The sequence below is a fragment of the Novosphingopyxis sp. YJ-S2-01 genome (assembly GCF_016093175.1).
GTDB lineage: Bacteria > Pseudomonadota > Alphaproteobacteria > Sphingomonadales > Sphingomonadaceae > Novosphingopyxis > Novosphingopyxis iocasae.
The window spans coordinates 1,072,308-1,092,400 of the sequence record NZ_JAEDAI010000001.1 but is presented as its reverse complement, the minus strand read 5'-3'; the positions used below and the strand labels follow the sequence as shown (position 1 = coordinate 1,092,400).

Sequence of the window (20,093 nt, the reverse complement as noted above, 5' to 3'; positions counted from 1 at the left end):
CTTATCGCACGGCGGCCCGCTTCAACCGATCGTTGATCGCTACGCCGATCCCCCCATCTGGCACCGGTGCCACCGCGATCGCCGCGCGGTCGCTGGCATCCGCGCGGTGCAGTGCGGCATATAGGTGGGCCGCGGCTTCGGCGAGGTCTCCGTCGACCGATAGAGTATCGTCACCCGTCACTTCACCGAAACCGATCAGCCACTCGCCTTTTTCACCGCTCTTGGCGTCGAGCCGCAGCGGCTTCGACGGGGCGTAATGGCTCGCCATCTGTCCCGGTGCTTCGATCCCCTGCCCCGCTTCCGCTGTGGGCGGGCTGCCGAGAGCTTCGATCAGCTCCTCCAGCGGCAGCGGACCGGGACGTAGCAGACGCCAGCCCTCCGGCTCCAGCTTCACGATGGTCGATTCGAGGCCCTGCCGCGTCGGCCCGCCGTCCAGGATCAGCGGCACCCGCTCTCCCAACGACGCGGCGACATGGGCGGCTTCGGAAGGACTGATTGCGCCGCTGCGATTCGCGGACGGCGCTGCCAATGCGAGACGGCTGGTCGCGAGCACCGCCTGAAACACGGCATGCGCCGGGCAGCGCAGTGCCACGGTGGGAAGCCCCGCGGTCGCCGCTTCGGCCAATGGAGCGCCGTCGCGCCGCGGCAGAACCAAGGTAAGCGGCCCCGGCCAAAACCGTTCGGCCAGCCCACGCGCGCGCTCGTCAAACAGCGCTAGAGTTTCCGCATGTGCCCGATCGCGCACATGCACGATCAGCGGATTGAAGCTCGGCCGCCCTTTGATGCGATAGATTTCCGCTACGGCGTCGTCGCGCGCGGCATCGGCGGCAAGCCCGTAAACCGTCTCCGTCGGGAGCGCGACAGCCTGCCCGGACCCGAGCAAAGCAGCGGCGCGTTCGATACCGGCATCATCGGCTTGGTCGATCATCTCATCGCTCCCGCAAGGCTGGAGCCCAACGCTTTCCTTCGGGGCATGACCTGGGTGATAGGGACCCGCCTTCATCACCGCGATGTTTTTCTTTTTTGCGAAAATGAAGCCCTGCTCTTCCAGCAGCGCGGGCCACATGCCTATAAGCATACAAACCCTTTTTTCGGAGAGCCTTCATGTTCACCGCCCCCACCCGCGAGCAGCTGTTCGTGCTGCGCCATATCACCGGCATCGACGAGCTTGCCGGGCATAATCGCTTCGCCGACGCTACACCGGACATGGTGCAGGCGATCGTCGAAGGCGTAGGCGACTTCGCCGAGAACGAGTTCGCGCCGCTCAACCGCATCGGCGACACCGTGGGCGCGAAAATGCAGGACGGCCATGTGGTGATGCCGGACGGCTACAAGGCCGCTTGGGACGCCTATGTGCAGAATGGCTGGGCGGGCATTGCCGCGCCTGCCGACTATGGCGGCCAGGGACTGCCCTTCTCGCTCGCCACCGTGGCGCTGGAAAGCCTGGGCGCGGCCAATATGGCGCTGACGCTCTGCCCGATCCTCTCGGTCGGCGCGGTCGAGGCGATTGTCCATCATGGCAGCGAGGAGCAGAAGGAACTCTATCTGCCCAAGCTTGCCACCGGCGAGTGGACCGGCACGATGAACCTCACCGAGCCGCAGGCCGGGTCCGATGTCGGCGCGCTTACCGCCACGGCGACCCCGCGCGAAGACGGCGGCTGGAACATCAAGGGCCAGAAAATCTACATCACTTTCGGCGATCACGACATGGCCGAAAATATCGTCCATCTCGTCCTCGCCCGCACGCCCGATGCGCCGGCGGGAACGCGCGGCATTTCGCTGTTCCTGGTGCCCAAAACCCGCGTCAATGCGGACGGATCGCTGGGCGAGGACAACCACGTCCGCACCGTCTCGATCGAACATAAGCTCGGCATCAACGCTTCGCCCACCTGCGTTCTCGCTTATGGCGAGGATGGCGACAGCATCGGCCATCTGATCGGGCCGGAGCATGGCGGCATGCGCGCGATGTTCACGATGATGAACAATGCGCGGCTCAATGTCGGCCTGCAGGGCGTGCAAATCGGTGAGCGCGCCACGCAGCAGGCCCTCGCCTTCGCAGCGGAGCGCGTCCAGTCCGCGCGCGCCGGCGGGGAAAGCCGCGATCCGATCGCCATTCTGGACCATCCCGATGTGCGGCGCATGCTGCTGCGCATGAAGGCGGGCACGCAGGCGATCCGTGCGCTGCTCTATTACGCCAGCGGTCAGGTCGACCGTGCGACCCTGGGCGATACGGACGCGCGCGGCCTTGCCGATCTGCTCACTCCGCTGTCCAAGGCCTATGCCACCGATCTTGGGATCGAGATCGCAAGCCTCGGCATTCAGGTGCATGGCGGCATGGGGTTCGTCGAGGAAACCGGCGCGGCGCAACATTATCGCGACGCGCGCATCGCCCCGATCTACGAAGGCACCAACGGCATCCAGGCGGCGGACCTTGTCGGGCGCAAGCTGTCGATGGACGGCGGCGCCGTCGCGCGCGGGCTGGTGGAGCGCATCGCGGGCGAGGCGGAAGGTCCGCTTGCCGATCTTGCCGCCGCCACGGGCCGCGTGCTCCACTGGATGCAGGACGAAGCGAGCATCGACGACAAGCTGGGCGGCAGCGTGCCCTTCCTCACCATGTACGCGACGCTCGTGAGCGGTTGGCTGATGGCCAAGCAGCGCGCCGCCGCGCAGGATGAGCTGGCCGGCGGCGACGATCCGTTCCTGAAGGGCAAGATTGCCGCGGCGGACTATTATCTCGCCGCGATGGTGCCAGAGGCCACCGGTCTGGAAGCCTCCGCCACCGCCGGGGCAGAGCCACTTTATGCTTTGACCGCCGCCGAACTCGCAGCCTGATTGTGGCTGATAAGGAGTACCGCGACGATTGCGAAATTCACTGCGTCGGCGATTACGAAATCGCCGAGCATTATGGCGATCCGCGCGAACTCGACGTCCCCACATTTGCGGTGGAGGACAATGAAGTGCGCTTTTTCCACGCCGCGGAGGATCGGCTAGCCGCGGTCATCGGCCTCATCGACATGGCCGAGGAGCGCATCCGTGCCTTCTACTATATGGTTGGCGAGGACGAGATCGGCGAGGCTTTCATGAAAGCGCTCTGCCGCGCCTGCCGCAGGGGCGTGGAAGTGCAATTGGTGATCGATGCGATCGGCAGCGATGAAACGCCCGACAAATTCTTCAACGAATTTCTGGAGGAAGGCGGCACCTGGCACAAATTTTCCGCCGCTTGGTCCACCAAATCGCTCATTCGCAACCACCAGAAAATTCTGGTCATCGATAGCAATCAGGCGATCGTCAGCGGCTTCAACATGGCCGCCGATTATTTTGGCAAGGCCGATCCGCCGGAGAACAGCTGGGAGGATATGGGCGTGCTCGTGTCCGGCCCGGACGCCGGGCAGCTCGCCGATTATTACGACAAGCTGGTCGAGATCGCGAAGCAAAAGAAGGTGCGGCTTCGCGACATCCGCCGCCTGGTGCGCAACTGGCATGGCGACAGGGGCCCGCTTGCCTGGACGATCGGCGGACCGGGGCGGCTCAGCCCGTGGGTCCGCTCGCTCAAGAACGACCTGGAGAGCGGCGAGCGGCTGGACATGGTGGAAGCCTATTTTTCACCTGGGCGCAGCATCTTGAGGCGTATCGGCCATCTTGCGCGGCGCGGGCAGGCCCGCCTGATCCTGGCTGGCCGCACCGATCACAAGATCACCCTTGCCGCGCACCGGCTGACGCACAGCTATCTGCTGAAACGCCGCGCCCATGTGTACGAATATGAACGTTGCCGCCTGCACATGAAGTGCATCGTGATCGACGATGTCGTTTATGCCGGTAGCTCCAACATGGATGCGCGCAGCCTCTATGTGAATCTGGAAATCATGGTCCGCATCGAAAGCGCGGAGGCCGCGCAGCATATCCGTGAGCGAATGGACCGGATGCAGGCCCGGTCGCTGGAAATCACGCCGGATGTGAACGATAAGCGCACCGGTCTTTTCACCCGGTTATATTGGGTGTTCGCCTATTTCGTGGTCAGCACGATGGATAAGACGGTAAGCGGCACGATCGGCCGGACCGAGGACTGATGGCGGTAGAAAACGGCCCCGCGCAGCCCGCGCCCAGTCCGTCCGGAAATCCGGCGGCGATCCCGGCGGCCATACCGACTGGACGCATGGCGATCCTGTTCATGGTGATGCTGATCAGCGCCGCCGGCAATACCGCCATGCAAAGCGTTCTGCCGGCCATCGGCACGCAGCTTGGCGTCGCAGATTACTGGATTTCCGCAGCCTTCACCTGGTCTGCGCTGCTCTGGGTTATCACCGCGCCCCGCTGGGCCCGCCAGTCGGATCGGCGCGGCCGCAAAAGGTTGATGATTCTGGGCGTTGCGGCCTTTTCGATATCCATGACGCTGTGCGGGATCGTTCTCTTCGTGGGCCTGCATGGATTGATCAGTGGAGGGCTGACACTGATCATCTTCGCGCTGTTCCGCAGTATCTATGGCGGCTTCGGGTCCGCCGCCCCGCCAGCCGTGCAAGCCTATGTCGCCGCACGCACGGAGAAGGAACAGCGCGTGAAGGCGCTCTCGCTCGTCGCCAGCAGCTTCGGCCTCGGCACCATTGTCGGCCCGTTCCTGGCACCCTTCTTCATTCTGCCGTTCGTCGATGATGCAGGGCCGATGCTGATCTTCGCGCTGATCGGCGTTCTGGTACTGCTGGCCCTTCGCTTTCGCTTTCCGGCTGACGATCCCCGCTTTGCCGCGCGCAGCTTCGCCAGCAGCGAGCCCTATGCCAGCGCGCAGCCCAGCGCGGCCATAGCCGATCCGGACGGCACCGTGGAACGCGAAACCCTGCGCTGGCTCGATCCGCGCATCCGCGGCTGGCTCGGTATCGGCCTGGCCGGTGGCCATGCGCAGGCGGTGTTGAGTTTCGTCGCGGGTTTTCTGGTACTGGACCGGCTGGGTCTGCGTACAACGCCCGAACTCGCCTATGAGCCAACCGCGTTGGTGCTGACGGTGGGTGCGGCGGCTACCTTGATCGCGCAATGGGGTCTTATCCCAATTCTCCACATCGGCGCGCGCAATTGCATCCTGTTCGGCATGGCATTCATCGCGGCGGGTTCGCTGATGTTGGGGGCGAGCGAAAGCCTCTACACGATAGCCGCCGGATTCGGCGTTGCCTCACTCGGCTTCGCGTTGTTCCGCCCCGGCTTCACCGCCGGTGCCTCGCTCGCCGTGGAGCCGGAGGATCAGGGCGCGGTGGCGGGAATGGTTGCTTCCATCAACGGCGCCGCGTTCGTCTTGGGCCCCAGCGTTGGCGTTTACATCTACAACCAGAACGCCTGGGCGCTGTTCGGCCTGGCTGCGGCGCTGGCGGCGGCGGTGTTCGTCTGGACGATCTTCAAGCTGAAGCGAGAGACGGCGGGATGATGCGCCACATCGCATAGCGGTCGATTGCCGTTCGGGCTGAACTTGTCGAAGCACCGTCCTTCTTCTCGGCATCGCCGGAGAGAAAAACGGTCCTTCGACAGGCTCGGTACGAACGGGGGTGAGCGCGTCCATCGAAACGGACACGCTCTTTATTTCTCTCCGTGGCTTTCCAGCATTCCGGGCGTGATGAACCCGATCGACTGTGCCCGCATGGCGTTCTGTTTCAGCTTCGCTTCGATGGAGCGATATTCCTCCTCCATCTCCTGCGTTACCGAGGCACGGCTGGCGTTCATGGCCTGACTGAAGTGGCTCATGTCCACTTCACTTACATCGTTTCCGCCCTCGCGCAGCGCGAACAGGCCGGCACGCCTGACCAGATCTTCCAGATCCGCCCCGGTGAACCGCTCGGTACGCGATGCAACCTCATCCAGATCGACATCGGACGCCAGCGGCATCTTCGCGGTGTGGATCGCAAGGATACGCCGCCGGCCGTCCCTGTTCGGAACGGACACATAGACGAGCTCATCGAACCGGCCCGGGCGCAGCAATGCAGGATCGACCAGCGTCGGGCGATTGGTCGCGCCGATGACGACAACCGACTGTAGTTCCTCCAGCCCGTCCATCTCGGAAAGGATGGTGTTCACCACGCGCTCGGTCACCTGCGGTTCGCCGCCCGATCCGCTGCCGCGCGCAGGCACCAGCGAATCGATTTCGTCGATGAAGATCACCGTCGGTGCCACCTGCCTTGCACGGGCGAAGAGCTTCGCGATCTGCTGCTCGCTCTCGCCATACCATTTCGACAGAAGGTCCGAACTTTTGGTGGCGATGAAATTGGCTTGGCTCTCGCGTGCCGCCGCCTTGGCCAGCAAGGTCTTGCCCGTACCCGGGGGGCCGTACAGCAGAAAACCCTTGGCCGGCCGGATACCGAGCCGCAGAAACGCGTCCGGATTGCGCAAAGGCAGTTCGATGCCTTCGCGTAGCTGCCGCTGCGCTTCGTCCAGCCCGCCGACATCTTCCCAGCGCACTTGCGGGACCTGCACCATCACCTCGCGCATCGCGGATGGTTGGATGCGCTTGAGCGCCTCCACGAAATCCTCGCGCGTGACTTCCAGAGACGACAGCACGTCCGGTGGGATCGTGCCTTCTTCCAGATCGATCTTCGGCATGATGCGGCGCACCGCCTCGATCGCCGCCTCGCGCGCCAGCGAGGACAAATCCGCGCCGACGAAACCGTAGGTGGTGCGGGCCAGTTCATCCAGATCGACGCGACTGCCGAGCGGCATGCCGCGGGTGTGGATCGCCATGATCTCGCGGCGTCCGGCCTCGTCCGGGACGCCAACCACGATCTCGCGGTCAAACCGTCCGGGCCGACGCAAGGCTTCATCGACCGCTTCCGGACGGTTTGTCGCCGCAATGATCACCAGATTGGTTCGTGGCTCCAGCCCATCCATCAGCGTCAGCAGCTGCGCGACCAGCCGCTTCTCCGCTTCGCCCTGCACGCGGTCGCGTTTGGGGGCAATCGAGTCGATCTCATCGATGAACAGGATCGAGGGGGCCGATTGCGTGGCCTGCTCGAACACTTCACGAAGCCGCTTTTCCGATTCGCCATAGGCCGAACCCATGATCTCCGGCCCGTTGATCAGGAAGAAATTCGCATCGGATTCGTTGGCGACGGCGCGGGCCAGCCGCGTCTTGCCGGTCCCCGGCGGACCATGCAGCAACACACCACGCGGCGGATCGACGCCGAGCCGGGTGAACAGCTCGGGATAGCGCAACGGCAGCTCCACCATCTCACGTAGCTGATCGATCGTATCGGTCATGCCGCCCAGATCGTCATAGGTTACGTCGGCGCGGCGCCCTTCCTTGGGCTCGGTATATTCGCTGCGCAGTTCGATCTCGGTATTCTCGTCAATATGGACGAGGCCTTTGGGCGTGGTGGAGACGACCTTGAGGCGGATTTCGGTAAGCGAGAAAGCCGGCGCATTCATCATTTGACGCAGCTGCGGCGGCATCTCGCTTGGCTCCACGCGCCGCTGGCCGGCGGTGGCGACGACATCGCCCGCAATCATCGGACGGCCTATGAAGGTGCGCTTGAGCGCCTGAGAGCTGCCCTGCAGCCGCAAATCGCGCTGCGCAGGAGCCAGAACGACGCGGGTGGCAGCTTGCGATTCGGCCTTCTTCACCGTTACATGCTCGCCGGCACCGACGCCTGCATTGACACGCAGAAGACCATCGATCCGGATGATCTCCAACCCTTCATCCTCGGGATAGGGCTCGATCGCGCGCGCGGGCGTGGAGCGTTTGCCTTCGATCTCCACCACATCGCCCTGAACCAGGCCGAGCGAGGCCATCACCTGACGGGACATCCGCGCAAGGCCGCGTCCGCTGTCTTCCTTCTTGGCATTGGCGACCTGCAATTTGCGGCCCGCAACGCGCGGATCCTGCGGCTCTTCGTCAGCCATGCGGCTCCCTCTCATACAAAGTTGTCGGAGAGTATAATGGGGCGCGCGGTCGGAAGTTTCGAGGGGACGGCAGCGAAATGATTTCCACGACCTGGCGAACCGCATGCAGTCCTTTGCCCGTCCCGGAAAACAGGCAAAAAAAAAGGCCGGTGCGAACACCGGCCCTGGAAAAGTCTTAGGAGAGGATGCCTGAAAGGCCCGTCCTAAGTGCACCGATCCGGTTTATTGTGCAAGTGCGAAAGGAATTATCTAGCTTGCAAAATGCGCAACTGAAGTTTAGCGAAGCGCAGAGTTCTGCGGTTTTGAGCATGAAATCTTATTGCTGCGCCGCAACAGAAACGTGCGTCTTGGAGTAATATGCGACGTCTCCCACCCCTTCGCGCCCTTGAGGCCTTCGTCCGGACGGTAAAGCTTGGCAGCGCCAAGGCTGCGGCCAGCGAACTGGCCATCTCCGCGCCGGCTCTGAGCCGCCGGATCAAGGCACTAGAAGATTTCATCGGCAAGCCGCTATTCGATCGCAAGGCGCAGGCGATGACACCCAATGACGACGCGCACCGCCTGATCGAGGCGGTTTCGCCCGCGCTCGACATGATCGCCGACGCCGTGGATGCGGTGAGCGACCGCGACGCCGAATTCCGCCTGCGGCTGGGCGTGTTGCCGCTGTTCGGATCGCAGCGCCTTATACCCAATCTGGGCGAATTGCGCCGGCTTTATCCGAAACTGCATCTCGACGTCATCACATCCACCCATGCGGAGAACCTTCTGGGCGATTCGGTGGACGCGGCAATCATCATCGCCTCGCAGGTGGATGAGAAGCTCTACAGCCGCCGACTGGACACCAACAGCGTGTACGCCATCACCAGCCGCGAATTTGCCGAGCGCGAAAACCTCCAGGAGCCTAACGACCTCACCGGACAAACGGTGTTCGTTCATAGCGAGATGCCCGGCACATTCGACGCCTGGCGCCGCGAGGTCGGCCTGCCGAACCTGAAGCCCGCATCGGTCGATCATATGGATTCCGGCCCGCTGATGCTGGAAGCCGCCGCGCAGGGCCTGGGCGTTGCCATCATGCACGGCAGCCATTTTTCCGACGCGCGCGACGAACGCCTCACCCGCCTGTTCGATATCGAGGTGAAGAGCCCCTACAGCTACTGGTTCGTCTGCCGCCCCCGTGCCCTGGAACGCCGCGCCGTGCGCGTCTTCCACGACTGGCTGGTCCGCGCGGAAATCTAGCGCATCTCGTGCCGCGACAGATCGAGGATCATCGCGGCGAACACCACGAGACCACCCACCAGCCCCAGCCAGACATACCAGTCTTGATCCGGAAGCCGGCCCAAAAGCGTAGGCAGAACCCAGGGAAACCAGTTCGCTTTGTCGGTTTGGACGATCAAGAGCACCACGCTCATCATCGCTCCGCCGATGCCGACTGCGACCGGCACGAGAAAGGCGGAAAAGCGCAATGCGATCCAGGTGAGGATGGCCACGAAGAACAGGGCGCTTCCGGCAATTCGGATCACCAGCAGCGCGAGTCTGTCCCAAGGCAACGGTCCTTCGGGGATAAGACCGGTCAACAGCCCCGCCAATCCCGCTCCAGCGATCGCGAAGAGAAATGCGAGCGCGGTCATCACCGTCACGATGGCGGTCATCATGACCGCCTTGGCCAGATACAGCTTCCAACGGGCGATCGGCAGCGCCAGGATATGATCCCATGCGCGGGTGCGGTATTCGATCTGTCCGAACAAGCCCGCAAGCCCAGCCACTGCCATCGGCAACAGGAAGGACACCCATATCGGCAGCGTCATCAGCCCGATCACTTCAGCCCATATCAGCGGCCTGCCCATATTGAACGGCGCGATAAAACTTAGCAATCCTGGCAGCGCAGGTGACAAAAGCATGAAAGACAGTGCCAGCGAACCGCGCAACTTGCGGATTTCTGCGGTCAAGAGCGCGATCATGGCTGCTGCTCCGACACCGAAGAGGCATCATGATATAATTGTTCCAAGGTGCGCGCCCTCAACCCGATCGCATGGACAGCCATGCCGGCTTCGACCAGCAGGCGATTGCATCGGGCAGTCGCCTCATGCTGCGCCGGTCCATCTCCAGCATGCAGATCGACCCAATCGGTTCCGTCCAGCGACCGGCCTGAATCGATGACGTCGAAGCCTGCTTTCTTCAGCAACGCACACGCACGGTCGGCATCGTCCAGTCCGATGCGGATCACGCCTCCCTCGGCGAGCAATGCACTGGTCGTTCCCTCCAGCACAAGCCGCCCCGCCTTCATCAGGCCGACCACGGAGGCGGTCTGCTCGACTTCACCCAGCAAATGGCTCGACAGGAAAACCGTACAGCCGGTGCGCTCGGGAAGCTCCCGAATGAGTGAGCGCATCACCACAATTCCTTCCGGGTCCAGTCCGTTGGTAGGCTCGTCGAGCAGCAGCAAACGCGGATTACCGAGCATCGCGCGGGCCAGCGCAAGCCTCTGCTTCATGCCGAGCGAATAGCCCCGCACCTTGCGCCCGGCCGCAGCGGATAGGTCGACTATATCGAGGGCACGGTCGATTTCGGTGGCCGGAAGCCCCAGCAGACCAGCCGTGATGGCCAAATTCTCGCGCCCGCTCCGGTGTTCGTAGAGCGCCGGGTTCTCGATCACCGAGCCGACGCCGCGCAACGCCGTTACGCGCTCGCGCGAAACGTCCTGGCCGAACAGACGTACGGTTCCGGAACTGGGCTTCAGAAGCCCCAGCATCAGCCGCATGGTGGTCGACTTTCCCGCCCCATTCGGCCCCAGAAAGCCGAACACGCAGCGTGCCGGCACTTCCAGCGACAGATCAACGACGGCGCGATGCTTGCCGAAATTCTTGGTCAGTCGCTCGGTGACGATTGCGCAGTCGGCGCTCATACAACTTCCCCCCGCTCCTCTGATAATGAGGCATAGCGGTTCTGGCTATCTCCATGAGCCTTATGCGACGAGCCCAACCTCGGATCATGGCAAAGCTGAACAAAAAAGGGGCCGGAAGCTTTCGCCCCGGCCCTCTCAATGTCCCTGGCGTGTGGCGTTACCCCACCTTGGCGCTCTTGATCGCACCCGGATTGGCTGGCGGCTCACCCTTCGGGAGCGCGTCGACATGTTCCATGCCGCTCTCCACCTCGCCCCAAACGGTGTACTGACCGTCCAGGAAGCGGGCATCGTCGAAGCAGATGAAGAACTGGCTGTTGGCGCTGTTCGGGTCCATCGTGCGGGCCATCGAGCAGGTGCCGCGCACATGCGGTTCCTTGCTGAACTCGGCGGGCAGGTTCGGCTTGTCCGAACCGCTGGTGCCGGTGCCGGTGGGATCGCCGCCCTGCGCCATGAAACCCGGGATCACGCGGTGGAAAACCACGCCGTCGTAAAAGCCTTCCTTGGCCAGATCGGTGATACGCTCGACATGCTTGGGCGCGAGATCGGGGCGCAGCTTGATGACCACCGGGCCACCGTCGAGTTCAAGCGTGAGGGTTTCGTCTGCCATTTCGCAATCTTCCTTCGGTTTGTTTCGCGTGCGATCTAGGCACTAGCGCGCCAGAGCGCCACCCGTTCCCGCCAGCGCGCCCATGCCGCGCGACTATTCGCCGCCATTGCAATGCAGCATCGGTGCGTGTTTAGGCTGCAAGCCCATACCGGACACCGCGAACAGAGGGGAGCGCCATGGCTGATACCGCTGACATGCTTCCCGATGAGCGCGAAGCCGAAGAAAATGTCGAGACGCATGACGAGGACAATCGGCTGACGCCCAGCTTCGTCTCCAGTGTGCTCGAATCGCTGGATGATGGTGAGCGCGAGACGACCTATGCGCTCGTCGAGCAGCTCCATAATGCCGACATCGCCGATCTGTTCGAGATCGTGCCGAATGACGAACGCGCCGCGCTGGCGCTCGCCATCGGCGATCTCGTCAGCGCCGAGGTGCTGGCCGAGGTCAACGACTATGTCCGCGACGACATTATCGAGGCGCTGCCGCCCTCGCGCGTTGCGGGTCTTGCCGGCCAGCTGGAAACCGATGACGCCGTCGCGATCATCGAGGAGCTGGACGCGGACGACCAGCAGGCCGTGCTCGACGAGCTCGACCCCGAAGACCGCGCCGCCATCGAAAGCGCGCTGTCCTTTCCGGAAGAATCCGCAGGCCGCATCATGCAGCGCGATCTGGTCGCGGTGCCCGAACATATGAATGTCGGCCAGCTGATCGATTATCTGCGCGACGGCGGGGCCGATCTGACGACCGAATTCTGGGAAATCTTCGTCGTCGATCCGCAGCATCGGCCGATCGGCACCTGCCATCTCAGCTGGATTCTGCGCGCACCTCGGGACATCCCGCTGGGCGATGTGATGAAACGGGATCAGACGCTGATCCCGGCGCAGATGGACCAGGAAGAGGTCGCCCAGCGCTTCCAGAAATATGCACTAATCTCCGCCGCGGTGGTAGACGAGGGCGGGCGACTGATCGGCGTGATCACGGCCGACGATATCGTCCACATCGTCAGCCAGGAGGCCGGTGAGGATATCTTCCTGCTGTCCGGTGCGGGCGAAGGCGACATCAACGAGCCGATCCGGCTTACCGTCCGCTCGCGCCTGGTCTGGCTTGTGGTGAACCTCGGCACGGCGATTATCGCATCCTCGGTCGTCGGTGCGTTTCAGGGCGTGATCGCGGCGTTCGCGCTGCTAGCCGTTTTAATGCCGATCGTCTCGGGCATGGGCGGCAATGCCGGCACACAGACGCTGGCGGTGGTGGTACGTGCGCTCGCCACCAATCAGCTGACCCAGTCCAACACGCTGCGCATGGTGGGCCGGGAGTTCCGCATTGCGCTTGCAAACGGAACGGCGCTGGGCATCCTCATCGGCATCGGCACGCTCATCATCTTCCGCAATCCGGATCTGTCGATCGTCATCGCGCTTGCGATGGTGATCAACAATATGGTGGCCGGGCTGTCGGGCGTGGTGGTTCCGGTGGTGCTGCACCGGCTGGACATCGACCCTGCGGTGTCCAGCTCCGTGTTTGTAACGACCATGACGGACACGATGGGGTTCTTCAGTTTCCTCGGGCTGGCAGCGCTTTGGGGCCTGGGAAGTTAGATAGCTCCGCCCTCCGGCACGAAACCGTCCCCTCTCATATTGCGCGCCGCTTAAGCAGTCGCCACATCGCCTGCCATGCCGCTCAACATGACCAAAATTGCCTTTCGCATCGACAGCTTTGCCGAGCTGCGCGAACGGCTGGAAGCACGCGCCGCGGCGGAGGGCGGGTTGTTTCACAGCACCCGCTATCGCCCCAAGCGACATGAGGAGATGGTCGGCGGTTCGCTCTACTGGATCATCGCGCACCGCATCATGGCGCGCAGCGAGATCTTGGGTTTCAAGGAAGCGCCGGACGGGCGCACGCACATTCTACTGTCCCCGAAGCTGATCCCCGTGCGCAGCCGCGCGAAAAGGGCGCATCAGGGCTGGCGTTATCTGGAGGAGAATGACGCGCCGCCGGATCTGGACGGAGACGAGGACGCGATGGCCGAAATGCCCGCGCACATGATCGGCGAGCTGACCAAATTGGGGCTCGTCTGAAAACGAGAGGGTGTGGGCTCAGGCAGCCTGACGGTATTTCGAGATCAGATCCTCAGCCTCGAACACCAGAAAATCGGGGTCGAACGGCTTGGTGATATAGGCATCGGCCCCGGTATAGCGGGCGATATCCTGATCCTTGCTGCTGGTGTTGCCGGTCAGCATCATGATCGGCACGCGGTAGAATTTGGGGTGCGTGCGAATCGCGTGCAAAGTATTGAGGCCGCCCATTTTGGGCATATTGCAGTCGAGGATGACGAGATCGGGCGATTTGGCGCTGATCGCGATGAGCGCCTCTTCACCGTTGCCGACCACACCGATCGAATGCCCGTAGGAACGGAATGCCTCGCTCACGATCTCGGTGACGATTTCGTCGTCGTCGGCGATGATAATGTGGGCCATGAAGCGTCCTCTGGTACTTGCACTTTGTTCTCTATGCGCAAGGACGGGTTACGATTTCGTTGACCCTGATTTGTTTCGTATCAGCCCCGCTCCTCCAGCCAGCGTGCGAGCAGATGATGCGCGACTGCAAGCCGCGGCGGCGCGATGAAGGGCGCATCCGGCGCCTCGTTCAGCGCCGCGCGCACGCGGTCTTCATCGATCCAGACGGCCTCCTCCAGTTCGGTCTCGTCGATGGTGAGAACATCGTCCTCGGCCACCGCGAAGCAGCCGATCATCAGCGAGCTGGGAAAGGGCCAGGGCTGGCTCTTCACATAGCGGATATCGCGCACATGAATGCCCGCCTCCTCGTGCAGTTCGCGCGCCACGGCACCTTCGATGGTTTCTCCCGGCTCGACGAAACCGGCCAGCGCGGACAGGCGGCGCGCGGGGAATTGCGGCTGGCGGCCCAACAGCACGCGCCCGTCATGTTCGGCGAGCATGATGACGACGGGGTCGGTGCGCGGGAAATGCTCCGCGCCGCAGGCGGTGCAGCGCCGCGCCCAGCCGCCCTTCTCGGCGCGCGTTTCCCCGCCGCAGCGCGCGCAGAAGCGATGGCGTGCATGCCAATCGACCAGGCTACGGGCGGCAGCATAAATCGCCGCGTCGCGCTCCGGAAAGCTGGCAAGGCCTTGCCAAAGCTGCCGCACCGGTTGGCCGGGGCCAATGTGCTGCGGCACTGCGGCAAAGCACGACGTCTCCCCGTCCAGGCCGAGCAGGATGAGATCGCATTCCGGGTCCGCCTCGGCGATGCTGCCCCAATCGAGCCCGCCATGATCGCCTATCACCGGATCGAGGCCGTTCATCCGCAAAAGCCGCGCGGACGGGCGCATCATCGCGGCCCGCAAGCCATCGGGATCGCTACGCAGCCGGTCCGCCCGGTCCAGCCCCGGCGCACAGAAACCCGGATCGAAAGCCATCAGGCGGCGGCCTTGGCCTGAGCCATGGCCGCGGCATCGGCATAGACCCATTCGTAGAAGGCACCCTGAAAGGGATAGACCTCGCTCGGCATATATTGGGTGTAGCCGGAGGCGCGCAGTCCGCGCTGGCGGTCGATCCCGCCGACGGTGCCCGCCGCCCCCGCCCAGCCATAGGTGCCCGCGCGCGGCCCCAGGCCGACCCGGCCACCCGCGCCGAAGCCCTGACCCGCCACCCAGGTGCCGGTCAGATCGACGCCGTCCGGCAGCAGATTGGATGTGCCGAGGTCGACCATCGCGCGGCTCATCACCTCGGTGCCGTCCAGCGTGCCGCCGCCCATCAACATGGCGAGGAAGCGATCATAATCGCGCGCCGAACCGACGAGTCCTGCGCCGCCGAAGGGGAAAGCGGGCTTATCGAGGAAGATGCTGTTCTTGCCGGGATCGATCGGGATCAGCAGCCCGCCGATGACAGCATAATTGGTGGCAAGGCGATGCGCCTCGCTCTCCGGCACCTGAAAGAAGGTGCTGGTCATATCCAGAGGATCGAAGATCCGCGTCTGCAGGAACCTGCCGAAATCCATGCCGCTGGCCACTTCGATCACGCGGCCCATCACGTCGAGGCCGATGGAATAGCTCCACTTCGTGCCCGGTTCCGCGATCAGCGGCAGGCCGCCCACGCGGCGTGCGAACTCGTCCAGCGACGGCACTTCGGCCCCGCCCTCGAACCCGGGGATCGGCTGGCGACTGACCACACCCGGCAAGATGCCATTGTCGAGATAAGCCTGCAGCAGCGGCCCCTTCGTCACGATCGAATAACCGAGCCCCGCCGTATGCGTAAGAAGATTGCGGATCGTGACCGGGTTTTTCGCGGGCACCGAATCGAGGCTGTTCGCCGGATCGGTCAGCACGCGCATGTCTGCAAACTCTGGAATAAAATCGGCCACCGGCTGGTCGAGCCGCATTTTCCCGTCGCCGATCAGCATCATCGCGGCCATGCCGGTGATCGGCTTCGTCATCGAATAGAGCCGCCAGAGCGTGTCCGCATTCACTTCGGGCGAAGGATCGAGCGAGAGATGCCCGGCGGTAAGGTTCACCGGCGCGTCCGTGCCCCAGCCGATCGTTGCCATCATCCCAGCCACTTTGCGGGTGTCGACATAAGAATGAATGTTCTTCGAGACGGTGGGCCAGTCCGCGGCCTCGCGCAGCATCGCCATCAGCGGCGACGGCGCGGCCAGCGCACCGAGGCCCAGAAGCGTGCCGAGCCCCAGAAATCCGCGCCGATCCACCGCGTTCAACCTATCATGCCGCATCGTCTCTCATCTCCCCGAATGCGCGGGCGGCCTTGGCGAACAGCGTCGGCAGTCCCGCATCGGCCAGCTCCGTCACCGGCCACCAATCGGCCTCCAGCATATCGGCTGGCGCGTCGCAGCAAAGCGCCAAATCGAGAATGACCGTGAAATGCGTGAAGCCGTGCCGAACGACGCCGCGGGCGATGCGCCATTCGGCCTCGACCGGAGGAACGCCGTCACCGTCCGCTCCCGCGCGCCAGCCATCGTCCGGCAGCGCGCGCATGCCGCCGAGCATGCCCTTGGGCGGGCGCGTCACCAGCGCGACCTTGCCGTCTCGCTCGATCCAATAAACCGTACCGCGCCGTTCGGGCTTCGCCTTTTTCGCCGCCTTTACCGGATAGCGTTCCGGATTTCCGGCGGCATGGGCCTCGCAATCCTTCCGCAGCGGACAGATCAGGCATTGCGGCGCGCGGACGGTGCAGATCGAGGAGCCGAGGTCCATCAAGCCTTGCGCGAAATCCCCCGCCCGCGCGTCCGGCGTGATCGAATCGGTGGCTGCGCGAATCGCCTTCTTCGCCCCCGGAAGCGGCTCATCGATCGCGAACAGGCGGGCCACCACCCGCTCGACATTGGCATCCACCACCACGGCGCGCTGGCCGAAAGCGATCGCGGCGATGGCAGCGGCGGTATAATCGCCGATCCCCGGCAGCTTGCGCAGCGCCGCTTCCTCGCCGGGCAGAACGCCGCCATGTCGCTCGGTCACTTCGCGCGCGCAGGCAATCAGGTTTCGCGCCCGCGCATAATAGCCGAGGCCCGCCCATTCGGCCATCACATCGGCTTCGTCCGCAGCGGCCAGCGCCTCCAGCGTGGGCCAACGTTCCAGAAAGCGGGCAAAACGCGGCGCGACGGCGGCCACCGTGGTTTGCTGCAGCATTACTTCCGACAGCCAGACGGCATAAGGGTTCGCCGCCTCCCCCGGCAGCGCGCGCCAGGGCAGCGTGCGGCGGTGGCGATCATAATGGGCCAGCAGGCGCTCGGCGAGCGCGGTATCTTTCCGGGTGACGGGCATCGCGCCGATATGGCATGGGGACGGCCATGGTTGAACAGGGCGCGAACACCGACAAGCCGAAAAAGGCTGCCGCGAAGAAAAAGGGCGGTCCGCGCAGCTATACGCGGCCGCGCGGCGGAGAGGCGAAGGCGATCAGCGATCTCATGCCCGAAATTGGCCGCGCCGCCTTCCGCCGATACGGTTTCGTGCAAAGCTCGGTCGTCACCCGCTGGCCGGAGATTGTGGGCGACCGCTATGCCGAAGTCAGCGCCCCGCAGGCGATCCGCTTCCCTTCCGGCAAGCGGTCCGGCGGCACACTGGAACTCACCGTGTCGGGCGCCCATGCCACGCTGATGCAGCATGTCGCGCCGGAGATTATCGAGCGAGTGAACCGGTTTTTCGGTTATGGCGCTGTCGACAAGCTGAAGTTCATCCACGGCGTCATAGAGCCGCCCAAGGACAAGCCGGCGAAACGGGACGCCGGCCCGCCCACGCTGAAGCCCGTGCCGATGGAACTCGGCGAGGGGCTGCGCGATATTGCCGATCCCGAACTGGCCGCCGTGCTCGAATCGCTGGCACGGCAGATGGCCGACAAGGAATAGACATGAGACTGCGTAGCCTGTTTGCCCTCACCTCCCTTGCCGTTGCCGCACCCTTGCTGGCCGCTGCCGCCCCGCAGCCCCAGAAGGCCGCATCCCAGAAAACCGCCACTCCGGTCACGATCACGCCGATCGGCGGACATCTGCTCGGCAGCCCCAAGGCGCGCACCAAGATCATCGAATATGCCAGCTATACTTGCCCGCATTGCGCGATGTTCGAGGCGGAGGGCGCGCCCGTCATCAAGGCGAACTACGTCCGCCGCGGCCTGGCGAGTTTCGAGCTGCGCAACCTGATCCGCGATCCAGTGGACCTGACCGCCGCGCTGCTGGCGCGCTGCGGCCCGACATCGCGCTTTTTCGCCAATCATGAGCTGATCATGCGCAACCAGCCGGTCTGGCTGTCCGCCGCGCAGACCTCCACCCCCGAAACCCGCAAGAGCTGGTTCGAAGGCAGCTATGGCGAACGCATGGGCAAGATCGCCAAGGACACCGGGCTCTATAAGCTGATGCTGTCGAACGGTTACACAGCGGCGCAGCTCAACAGCTGCCTGTCCGACGAAGCAGCGCAAAAAACCGTCGCGGCGATGACGGAGGACGCCCAGAAACAGGGCGTGAAGGGCACGCCGAGCTTCATTCTGAACGGCAAGCTGCTCGACGGGGTCTATAGCTGGCAGGCGCTGAAGCCGCTATTGCCCGCATCCTGAGAACAAGGACGAACGCTGCATGACGATCAAGAACGCTCTGGCCACCGCCCCCTTCGCGCTGGCGATCATCCTCGCCGGCTGCGGCAATCAGGACGCGCCCGAGAGCGAAGCAAATGCGGCTACGCCCGCCGCCGCGGCGACCGGCGATAGCGCCATGCCCTCCGCCAAGCCCACCCGCGCTGCCGGGCAGGAGTGGAGCGATGTGGTCGTGAAAACGCCCGAGGGCGGCTATGCGATGGGCGATCCCGACGCGCCGGTGACGCTCGTCGAATATGGCGCGGTCACCTGCAGTCACTGCGCCGCGTTCGAACAGTCCGCCTTCGCGCCGATGAAAAAGGATTATGTCGACAGCGGGAAGGTGCGGTTCGAGCTGCGCAACTTCATCCTGAGCCCGTTCGACATTCCGATCACGCTGCTGACGCAGTGCGAGGGGCCGGATCGCTATTATCCGCTGACCGAGGCCGTCTTCGGAGAGCAGGAAGCGCTGATGCAGCCTGCCATCCAGCTCTCGCAGAGCAACCCGCAGGCGTTGCAGGATGCAATGAACGCGCCGCTCAATGAGCGCTTCTACAATCTCGGCAAAGCCATGGGCGTGGTCGATTTCTTCGCATCGCGCGGGCTGACAGAAGAGAAGGCCAAGGCCTGCCTCTCCGATCAGAGCGCGATCGAGCAGCTCGTCGCCACCACGGAGAAGGGCGTGAGCGACGGGGTGACCGGGACGCCGACCTTCTTCCTGAACGGCGAGAAGATCCAGACCGACAAATGGGCCGAAATGAAGCCGCGCCTCGACGCCGCGCTCGGCGCGCAGTAATGCGGCGAAAATAACGACAGACCATAACCTGATACAGGAACCGACATGATCAAGCCGACCATCGCCCTCGCCACGCTCACCCTCGCGCTCGCGGCTTGTTCCGGCGGAAGCGGGGATAGCGGCTCGACCAGCGGTGATCCGGTGGCCGCGGTAGCGGCGCCGAGCGGCAGCAGCTGGACCGAGACGGTCGCCAAGACGAACGATGGCGGCTTCCTGATGGGCAACCCGAATGCGCCGATCAAGCTGGTCGAATATGGTTCGCGCACCTGCCCCACCTGCGCAAAATTCGACAGCGAGGGCATGGAGCCGCTGAAGAAGAACTTCATCTCCACCGGCAAGGTCAGCTACGAATTCCGCGATTATCCGGTGCACGGTGCGCTGGATCTGGCGCCCAGCCTGCTTGGAACCTGCGTGGAGCCGTCGGCCTTTTTCCCGATGCTGGACCAGATGATGGCGAACCAGCAGACCTTCCTCGATAAAACGGGCGATCTGCCGCAGCAGCAGCTGCAGGCGGTCGAGAACGATCCGGGCAAGGTCGCCACCATCATCGCCAAGGGCCTGGGTTATCTCGATTTCGTGAAGGCGCGCGGCCTTTCCGAACCGCAGGCGATCGCCTGCCTGCAGGACCCGGCGCGGATCAAGGCGCTGTCCGACAGTGCGGAGAAGGGCAGCAGCGAATTCCAGGTTGGCGGCACGCCGACTTTCATCCTGAATGGCAAGAAGATCGACGCCAACAGCTATCAGGGCGTTAGCGAAGCGCTGATGGCCGCCGGCGCCCGCTGAGGCGGTAACGCCGCTTGGCGCGGAGGATCTTCGATACGGTCTGCGGGGGCATAG

Annotated in this window: 19 protein-coding genes; 10 read left to right on the top strand and 9 right to left on the bottom strand. The window is 63.9% G+C overall.

Going from position 1 to position 20,093, the window contains the following annotated elements:
• Position 1 precedes the first annotated feature (1 nt).
• Positions 2-928 (bottom strand): L-threonylcarbamoyladenylate synthase, encoded by a 927-nt coding sequence (locus tag I6A82_RS05310; RefSeq protein WP_198095494.1) that lies wholly within the window; start codon positions 926-928, stop codon positions 2-4.
• A gap of 176 nt (positions 929-1,104) precedes the next feature.
• Between I6A82_RS05310 and I6A82_RS05305 the strand changes: the two genes are divergently transcribed.
• Genes I6A82_RS05305 through I6A82_RS05295 form a run of 3 tightly spaced genes read left to right on the top strand, consistent with a single transcriptional unit; the run spans position 1,105 to position 5,407 of the window.
• The gene (locus I6A82_RS05305) at positions 1,105-2,832 is read left to right on the top strand and encodes an acyl-CoA dehydrogenase (protein ID WP_198094047.1); all 1,728 of its coding nucleotides are present in this window, start codon (positions 1,105-1,107) and stop codon (positions 2,830-2,832) included.
• A 2-nt stretch (positions 2,833-2,834) separates the two neighbouring features.
• A complete protein-coding gene (locus I6A82_RS05300; protein WP_198094046.1) occupies positions 2,835-4,067 on the top strand; it encodes a phospholipase D-like domain-containing protein in 1,233 nt (410 codons plus the stop codon).
• Entirely contained in the window at positions 4,067-5,407 is a 1,341-nt protein-coding gene (locus I6A82_RS05295) for an MFS transporter (protein WP_198094045.1), read from the top strand. Before I6A82_RS05300 ends, I6A82_RS05295 begins: the two co-directional genes overlap by 1 nt.
• A 149-nt stretch (positions 5,408-5,556) precedes the next feature.
• Here I6A82_RS05295 and I6A82_RS05290 read toward each other — a convergent pair whose 3' ends face one another.
• Entirely contained in the window at positions 5,557-7,869 is a 2,313-nt protein-coding gene (locus tag I6A82_RS05290) for a CDC48 family AAA ATPase (RefSeq protein WP_198094044.1), read from the bottom strand.
• A 357-nt stretch (positions 7,870-8,226) separates the two neighbouring features.
• On the opposite strand from I6A82_RS05290, the gene I6A82_RS05285 reads away from it, so the two are divergent.
• The gene (locus I6A82_RS05285) at positions 8,227-9,102 is read left to right on the top strand and encodes a LysR substrate-binding domain-containing protein (RefSeq protein WP_198094043.1); all 876 of its coding nucleotides are present in this window, start codon (positions 8,227-8,229) and stop codon (positions 9,100-9,102) included.
• On the opposite strand, the gene I6A82_RS05280 is transcribed toward I6A82_RS05285, so the two are convergent.
• The 3 genes from I6A82_RS05280 to I6A82_RS05270 form a co-directional block, all read right to left on the bottom strand.
• Positions 9,099-9,824: an ABC transporter permease gene (locus I6A82_RS05280; RefSeq protein ID WP_198094042.1), complete on the bottom strand. Its 726-nt coding sequence runs from the start codon at positions 9,822-9,824 to the stop codon at positions 9,099-9,101. The two genes, I6A82_RS05285 and I6A82_RS05280, sit on opposite strands and share 4 nt — an antisense overlap.
• Positions 9,821-10,768 carry an ATP-binding cassette domain-containing protein gene (locus I6A82_RS05275; RefSeq protein ID WP_198094041.1) on the bottom strand — a complete coding sequence of 316 codons (948 nt, stop codon included), beginning with the start codon at positions 10,766-10,768 and terminating at the stop codon, positions 9,821-9,823. Before I6A82_RS05275 ends, I6A82_RS05280 begins: the two co-directional genes overlap by 4 nt.
• A gap of 157 nt (positions 10,769-10,925) precedes the next feature.
• Positions 10,926-11,375, bottom strand: a complete 450-nt coding sequence (locus tag I6A82_RS05270; RefSeq protein ID WP_187335409.1) for a peptidylprolyl isomerase — start codon at positions 11,373-11,375, stop codon at positions 10,926-10,928.
• A gap of 176 nt (positions 11,376-11,551) precedes the next feature.
• Here I6A82_RS05270 and mgtE point away from each other — a divergent pair, with 176 nt between their 5' ends.
• The gene (gene mgtE / locus I6A82_RS05265) at positions 11,552-12,970 is read left to right on the top strand and encodes a magnesium transporter (protein WP_187335408.1); all 1,419 of its coding nucleotides are present in this window, start codon (positions 11,552-11,554) and stop codon (positions 12,968-12,970) included.
• 75 nt (positions 12,971-13,045) lie between these two features.
• Entirely contained in the window at positions 13,046-13,450 is a 405-nt protein-coding gene (locus I6A82_RS05260) for a DUF1489 family protein (protein WP_198094040.1), read from the top strand.
• A gap of 18 nt (positions 13,451-13,468) precedes the next feature.
• Here the strand turns inward: I6A82_RS05260 and I6A82_RS05255 are convergent, their stop codons facing one another.
• The 4 genes from I6A82_RS05255 to mutY all read right to left on the bottom strand — a co-directional run bounded on the left by I6A82_RS05255 (position 13,469) and on the right by mutY (position 17,163).
• Entirely contained in the window at positions 13,469-13,849 is a 381-nt protein-coding gene (locus I6A82_RS05255) for a response regulator (RefSeq protein WP_187335406.1), read from the bottom strand.
• An 80-nt stretch (positions 13,850-13,929) separates the two neighbouring features.
• Positions 13,930-14,805 carry an NAD(+) diphosphatase gene (nudC, locus tag I6A82_RS05250; RefSeq protein ID WP_198094039.1) on the bottom strand — a complete coding sequence of 292 codons (876 nt, stop codon included), beginning with the start codon at positions 14,803-14,805 and terminating at the stop codon, positions 13,930-13,932.
• Positions 14,805-16,115, bottom strand: coding sequence for a serine hydrolase domain-containing protein (locus I6A82_RS05245; RefSeq protein WP_198094038.1), 1,311 nt, complete (start codon positions 16,113-16,115; stop codon positions 14,805-14,807). The genes nudC and I6A82_RS05245 overlap by 1 nt, the downstream gene beginning before the upstream one ends.
• Entirely contained in the window at positions 16,105-17,163 is a 1,059-nt protein-coding gene (gene mutY / locus I6A82_RS05240; RefSeq protein WP_198094037.1) for an A/G-specific adenine glycosylase, read from the bottom strand. The genes I6A82_RS05245 and mutY overlap by 11 nt, the downstream gene beginning before the upstream one ends.
• A 26-nt stretch (positions 17,164-17,189) precedes the next feature.
• On the opposite strand from mutY, the gene I6A82_RS05235 reads away from it, so the two are divergent.
• Genes I6A82_RS05235 through I6A82_RS05220 form a run of 4 tightly spaced genes read left to right on the top strand, consistent with a single transcriptional unit; the run spans position 17,190 to position 20,039 of the window.
• Positions 17,190-17,744, top strand: coding sequence for a DUF721 domain-containing protein (locus I6A82_RS05235; protein ID WP_198094036.1), 555 nt, complete (start codon positions 17,190-17,192; stop codon positions 17,742-17,744).
• Between the two features lie 2 nt (positions 17,745-17,746).
• A complete protein-coding gene (locus tag I6A82_RS05230; protein ID WP_198094035.1) occupies positions 17,747-18,445 on the top strand; it encodes a DsbA family protein in 699 nt (232 codons plus the stop codon).
• A gap of 19 nt (positions 18,446-18,464) precedes the next feature.
• Positions 18,465-19,256, top strand: coding sequence for a thioredoxin domain-containing protein (locus tag I6A82_RS05225; protein WP_198094034.1), 792 nt, complete (start codon positions 18,465-18,467; stop codon positions 19,254-19,256).
• Between the two features lie 45 nt (positions 19,257-19,301).
• On the top strand, positions 19,302-20,039 hold the full coding sequence (locus tag I6A82_RS05220; RefSeq protein WP_198094033.1) for a thioredoxin domain-containing protein: 738 nt from the start codon (positions 19,302-19,304) through the stop codon (positions 20,037-20,039).
• The last annotated feature ends 54 nt before the right edge of the window (positions 20,040-20,093 follow it).

Coding starts and splice junctions, on each gene's coding strand:
- I6A82_RS05280 (WP_198094042.1), bottom strand. CDS start 9,824: ATGATCGCGCTCTTGACCGCAGAAATCCGCAAGTTGCGCGGTTCGCTG.
- I6A82_RS05270 (WP_187335409.1), bottom strand. CDS start 11,375: ATGGCAGACGAAACCCTCACGCTTGAACTCGACGGTGGCCCGGTGGTC.
- I6A82_RS05305 (WP_198094047.1), top strand. CDS start 1,105: ATGTTCACCGCCCCCACCCGCGAGCAGCTGTTCGTGCTGCGCCATATC.
- I6A82_RS05230 (WP_198094035.1), top strand. CDS start 17,747: ATGAGACTGCGTAGCCTGTTTGCCCTCACCTCCCTTGCCGTTGCCGCA.
- I6A82_RS05235 (WP_198094036.1), top strand. CDS start 17,190: ATGGTTGAACAGGGCGCGAACACCGACAAGCCGAAAAAGGCTGCCGCG.
- I6A82_RS05255 (WP_187335406.1), bottom strand. CDS start 13,849: ATGGCCCACATTATCATCGCCGACGACGACGAAATCGTCACCGAGATC.
- I6A82_RS05260 (WP_198094040.1), top strand. CDS start 13,046: ATGCCGCTCAACATGACCAAAATTGCCTTTCGCATCGACAGCTTTGCC.
- I6A82_RS05225 (WP_198094034.1), top strand. CDS start 18,465: ATGACGATCAAGAACGCTCTGGCCACCGCCCCCTTCGCGCTGGCGATC.
- I6A82_RS05310 (WP_198095494.1), bottom strand. CDS start 928: ATGATCGACCAAGCCGATGATGCCGGTATCGAACGCGCCGCTGCTTTG.
- I6A82_RS05275 (WP_198094041.1), bottom strand. CDS start 10,768: ATGAGCGCCGACTGCGCAATCGTCACCGAGCGACTGACCAAGAATTTC.
- I6A82_RS05245 (WP_198094038.1), bottom strand. CDS start 16,115: ATGCGGCATGATAGGTTGAACGCGGTGGATCGGCGCGGATTTCTGGGG.
- I6A82_RS05285 (WP_198094043.1), top strand. CDS start 8,227: ATGCGACGTCTCCCACCCCTTCGCGCCCTTGAGGCCTTCGTCCGGACG.
- mutY (WP_198094037.1), bottom strand. CDS start 17,163: ATGCCCGTCACCCGGAAAGATACCGCGCTCGCCGAGCGCCTGCTGGCC.
- I6A82_RS05295 (WP_198094045.1), top strand. CDS start 4,067: ATGGCGGTAGAAAACGGCCCCGCGCAGCCCGCGCCCAGTCCGTCCGGA.
- mgtE (WP_187335408.1), top strand. CDS start 11,552: ATGGCTGATACCGCTGACATGCTTCCCGATGAGCGCGAAGCCGAAGAA.
- nudC (WP_198094039.1), bottom strand. CDS start 14,805: ATGGCTTTCGATCCGGGTTTCTGTGCGCCGGGGCTGGACCGGGCGGAC.
- I6A82_RS05290 (WP_198094044.1), bottom strand. CDS start 7,869: ATGGCTGACGAAGAGCCGCAGGATCCGCGCGTTGCGGGCCGCAAATTG.
- I6A82_RS05220 (WP_198094033.1), top strand. CDS start 19,302: ATGATCAAGCCGACCATCGCCCTCGCCACGCTCACCCTCGCGCTCGCG.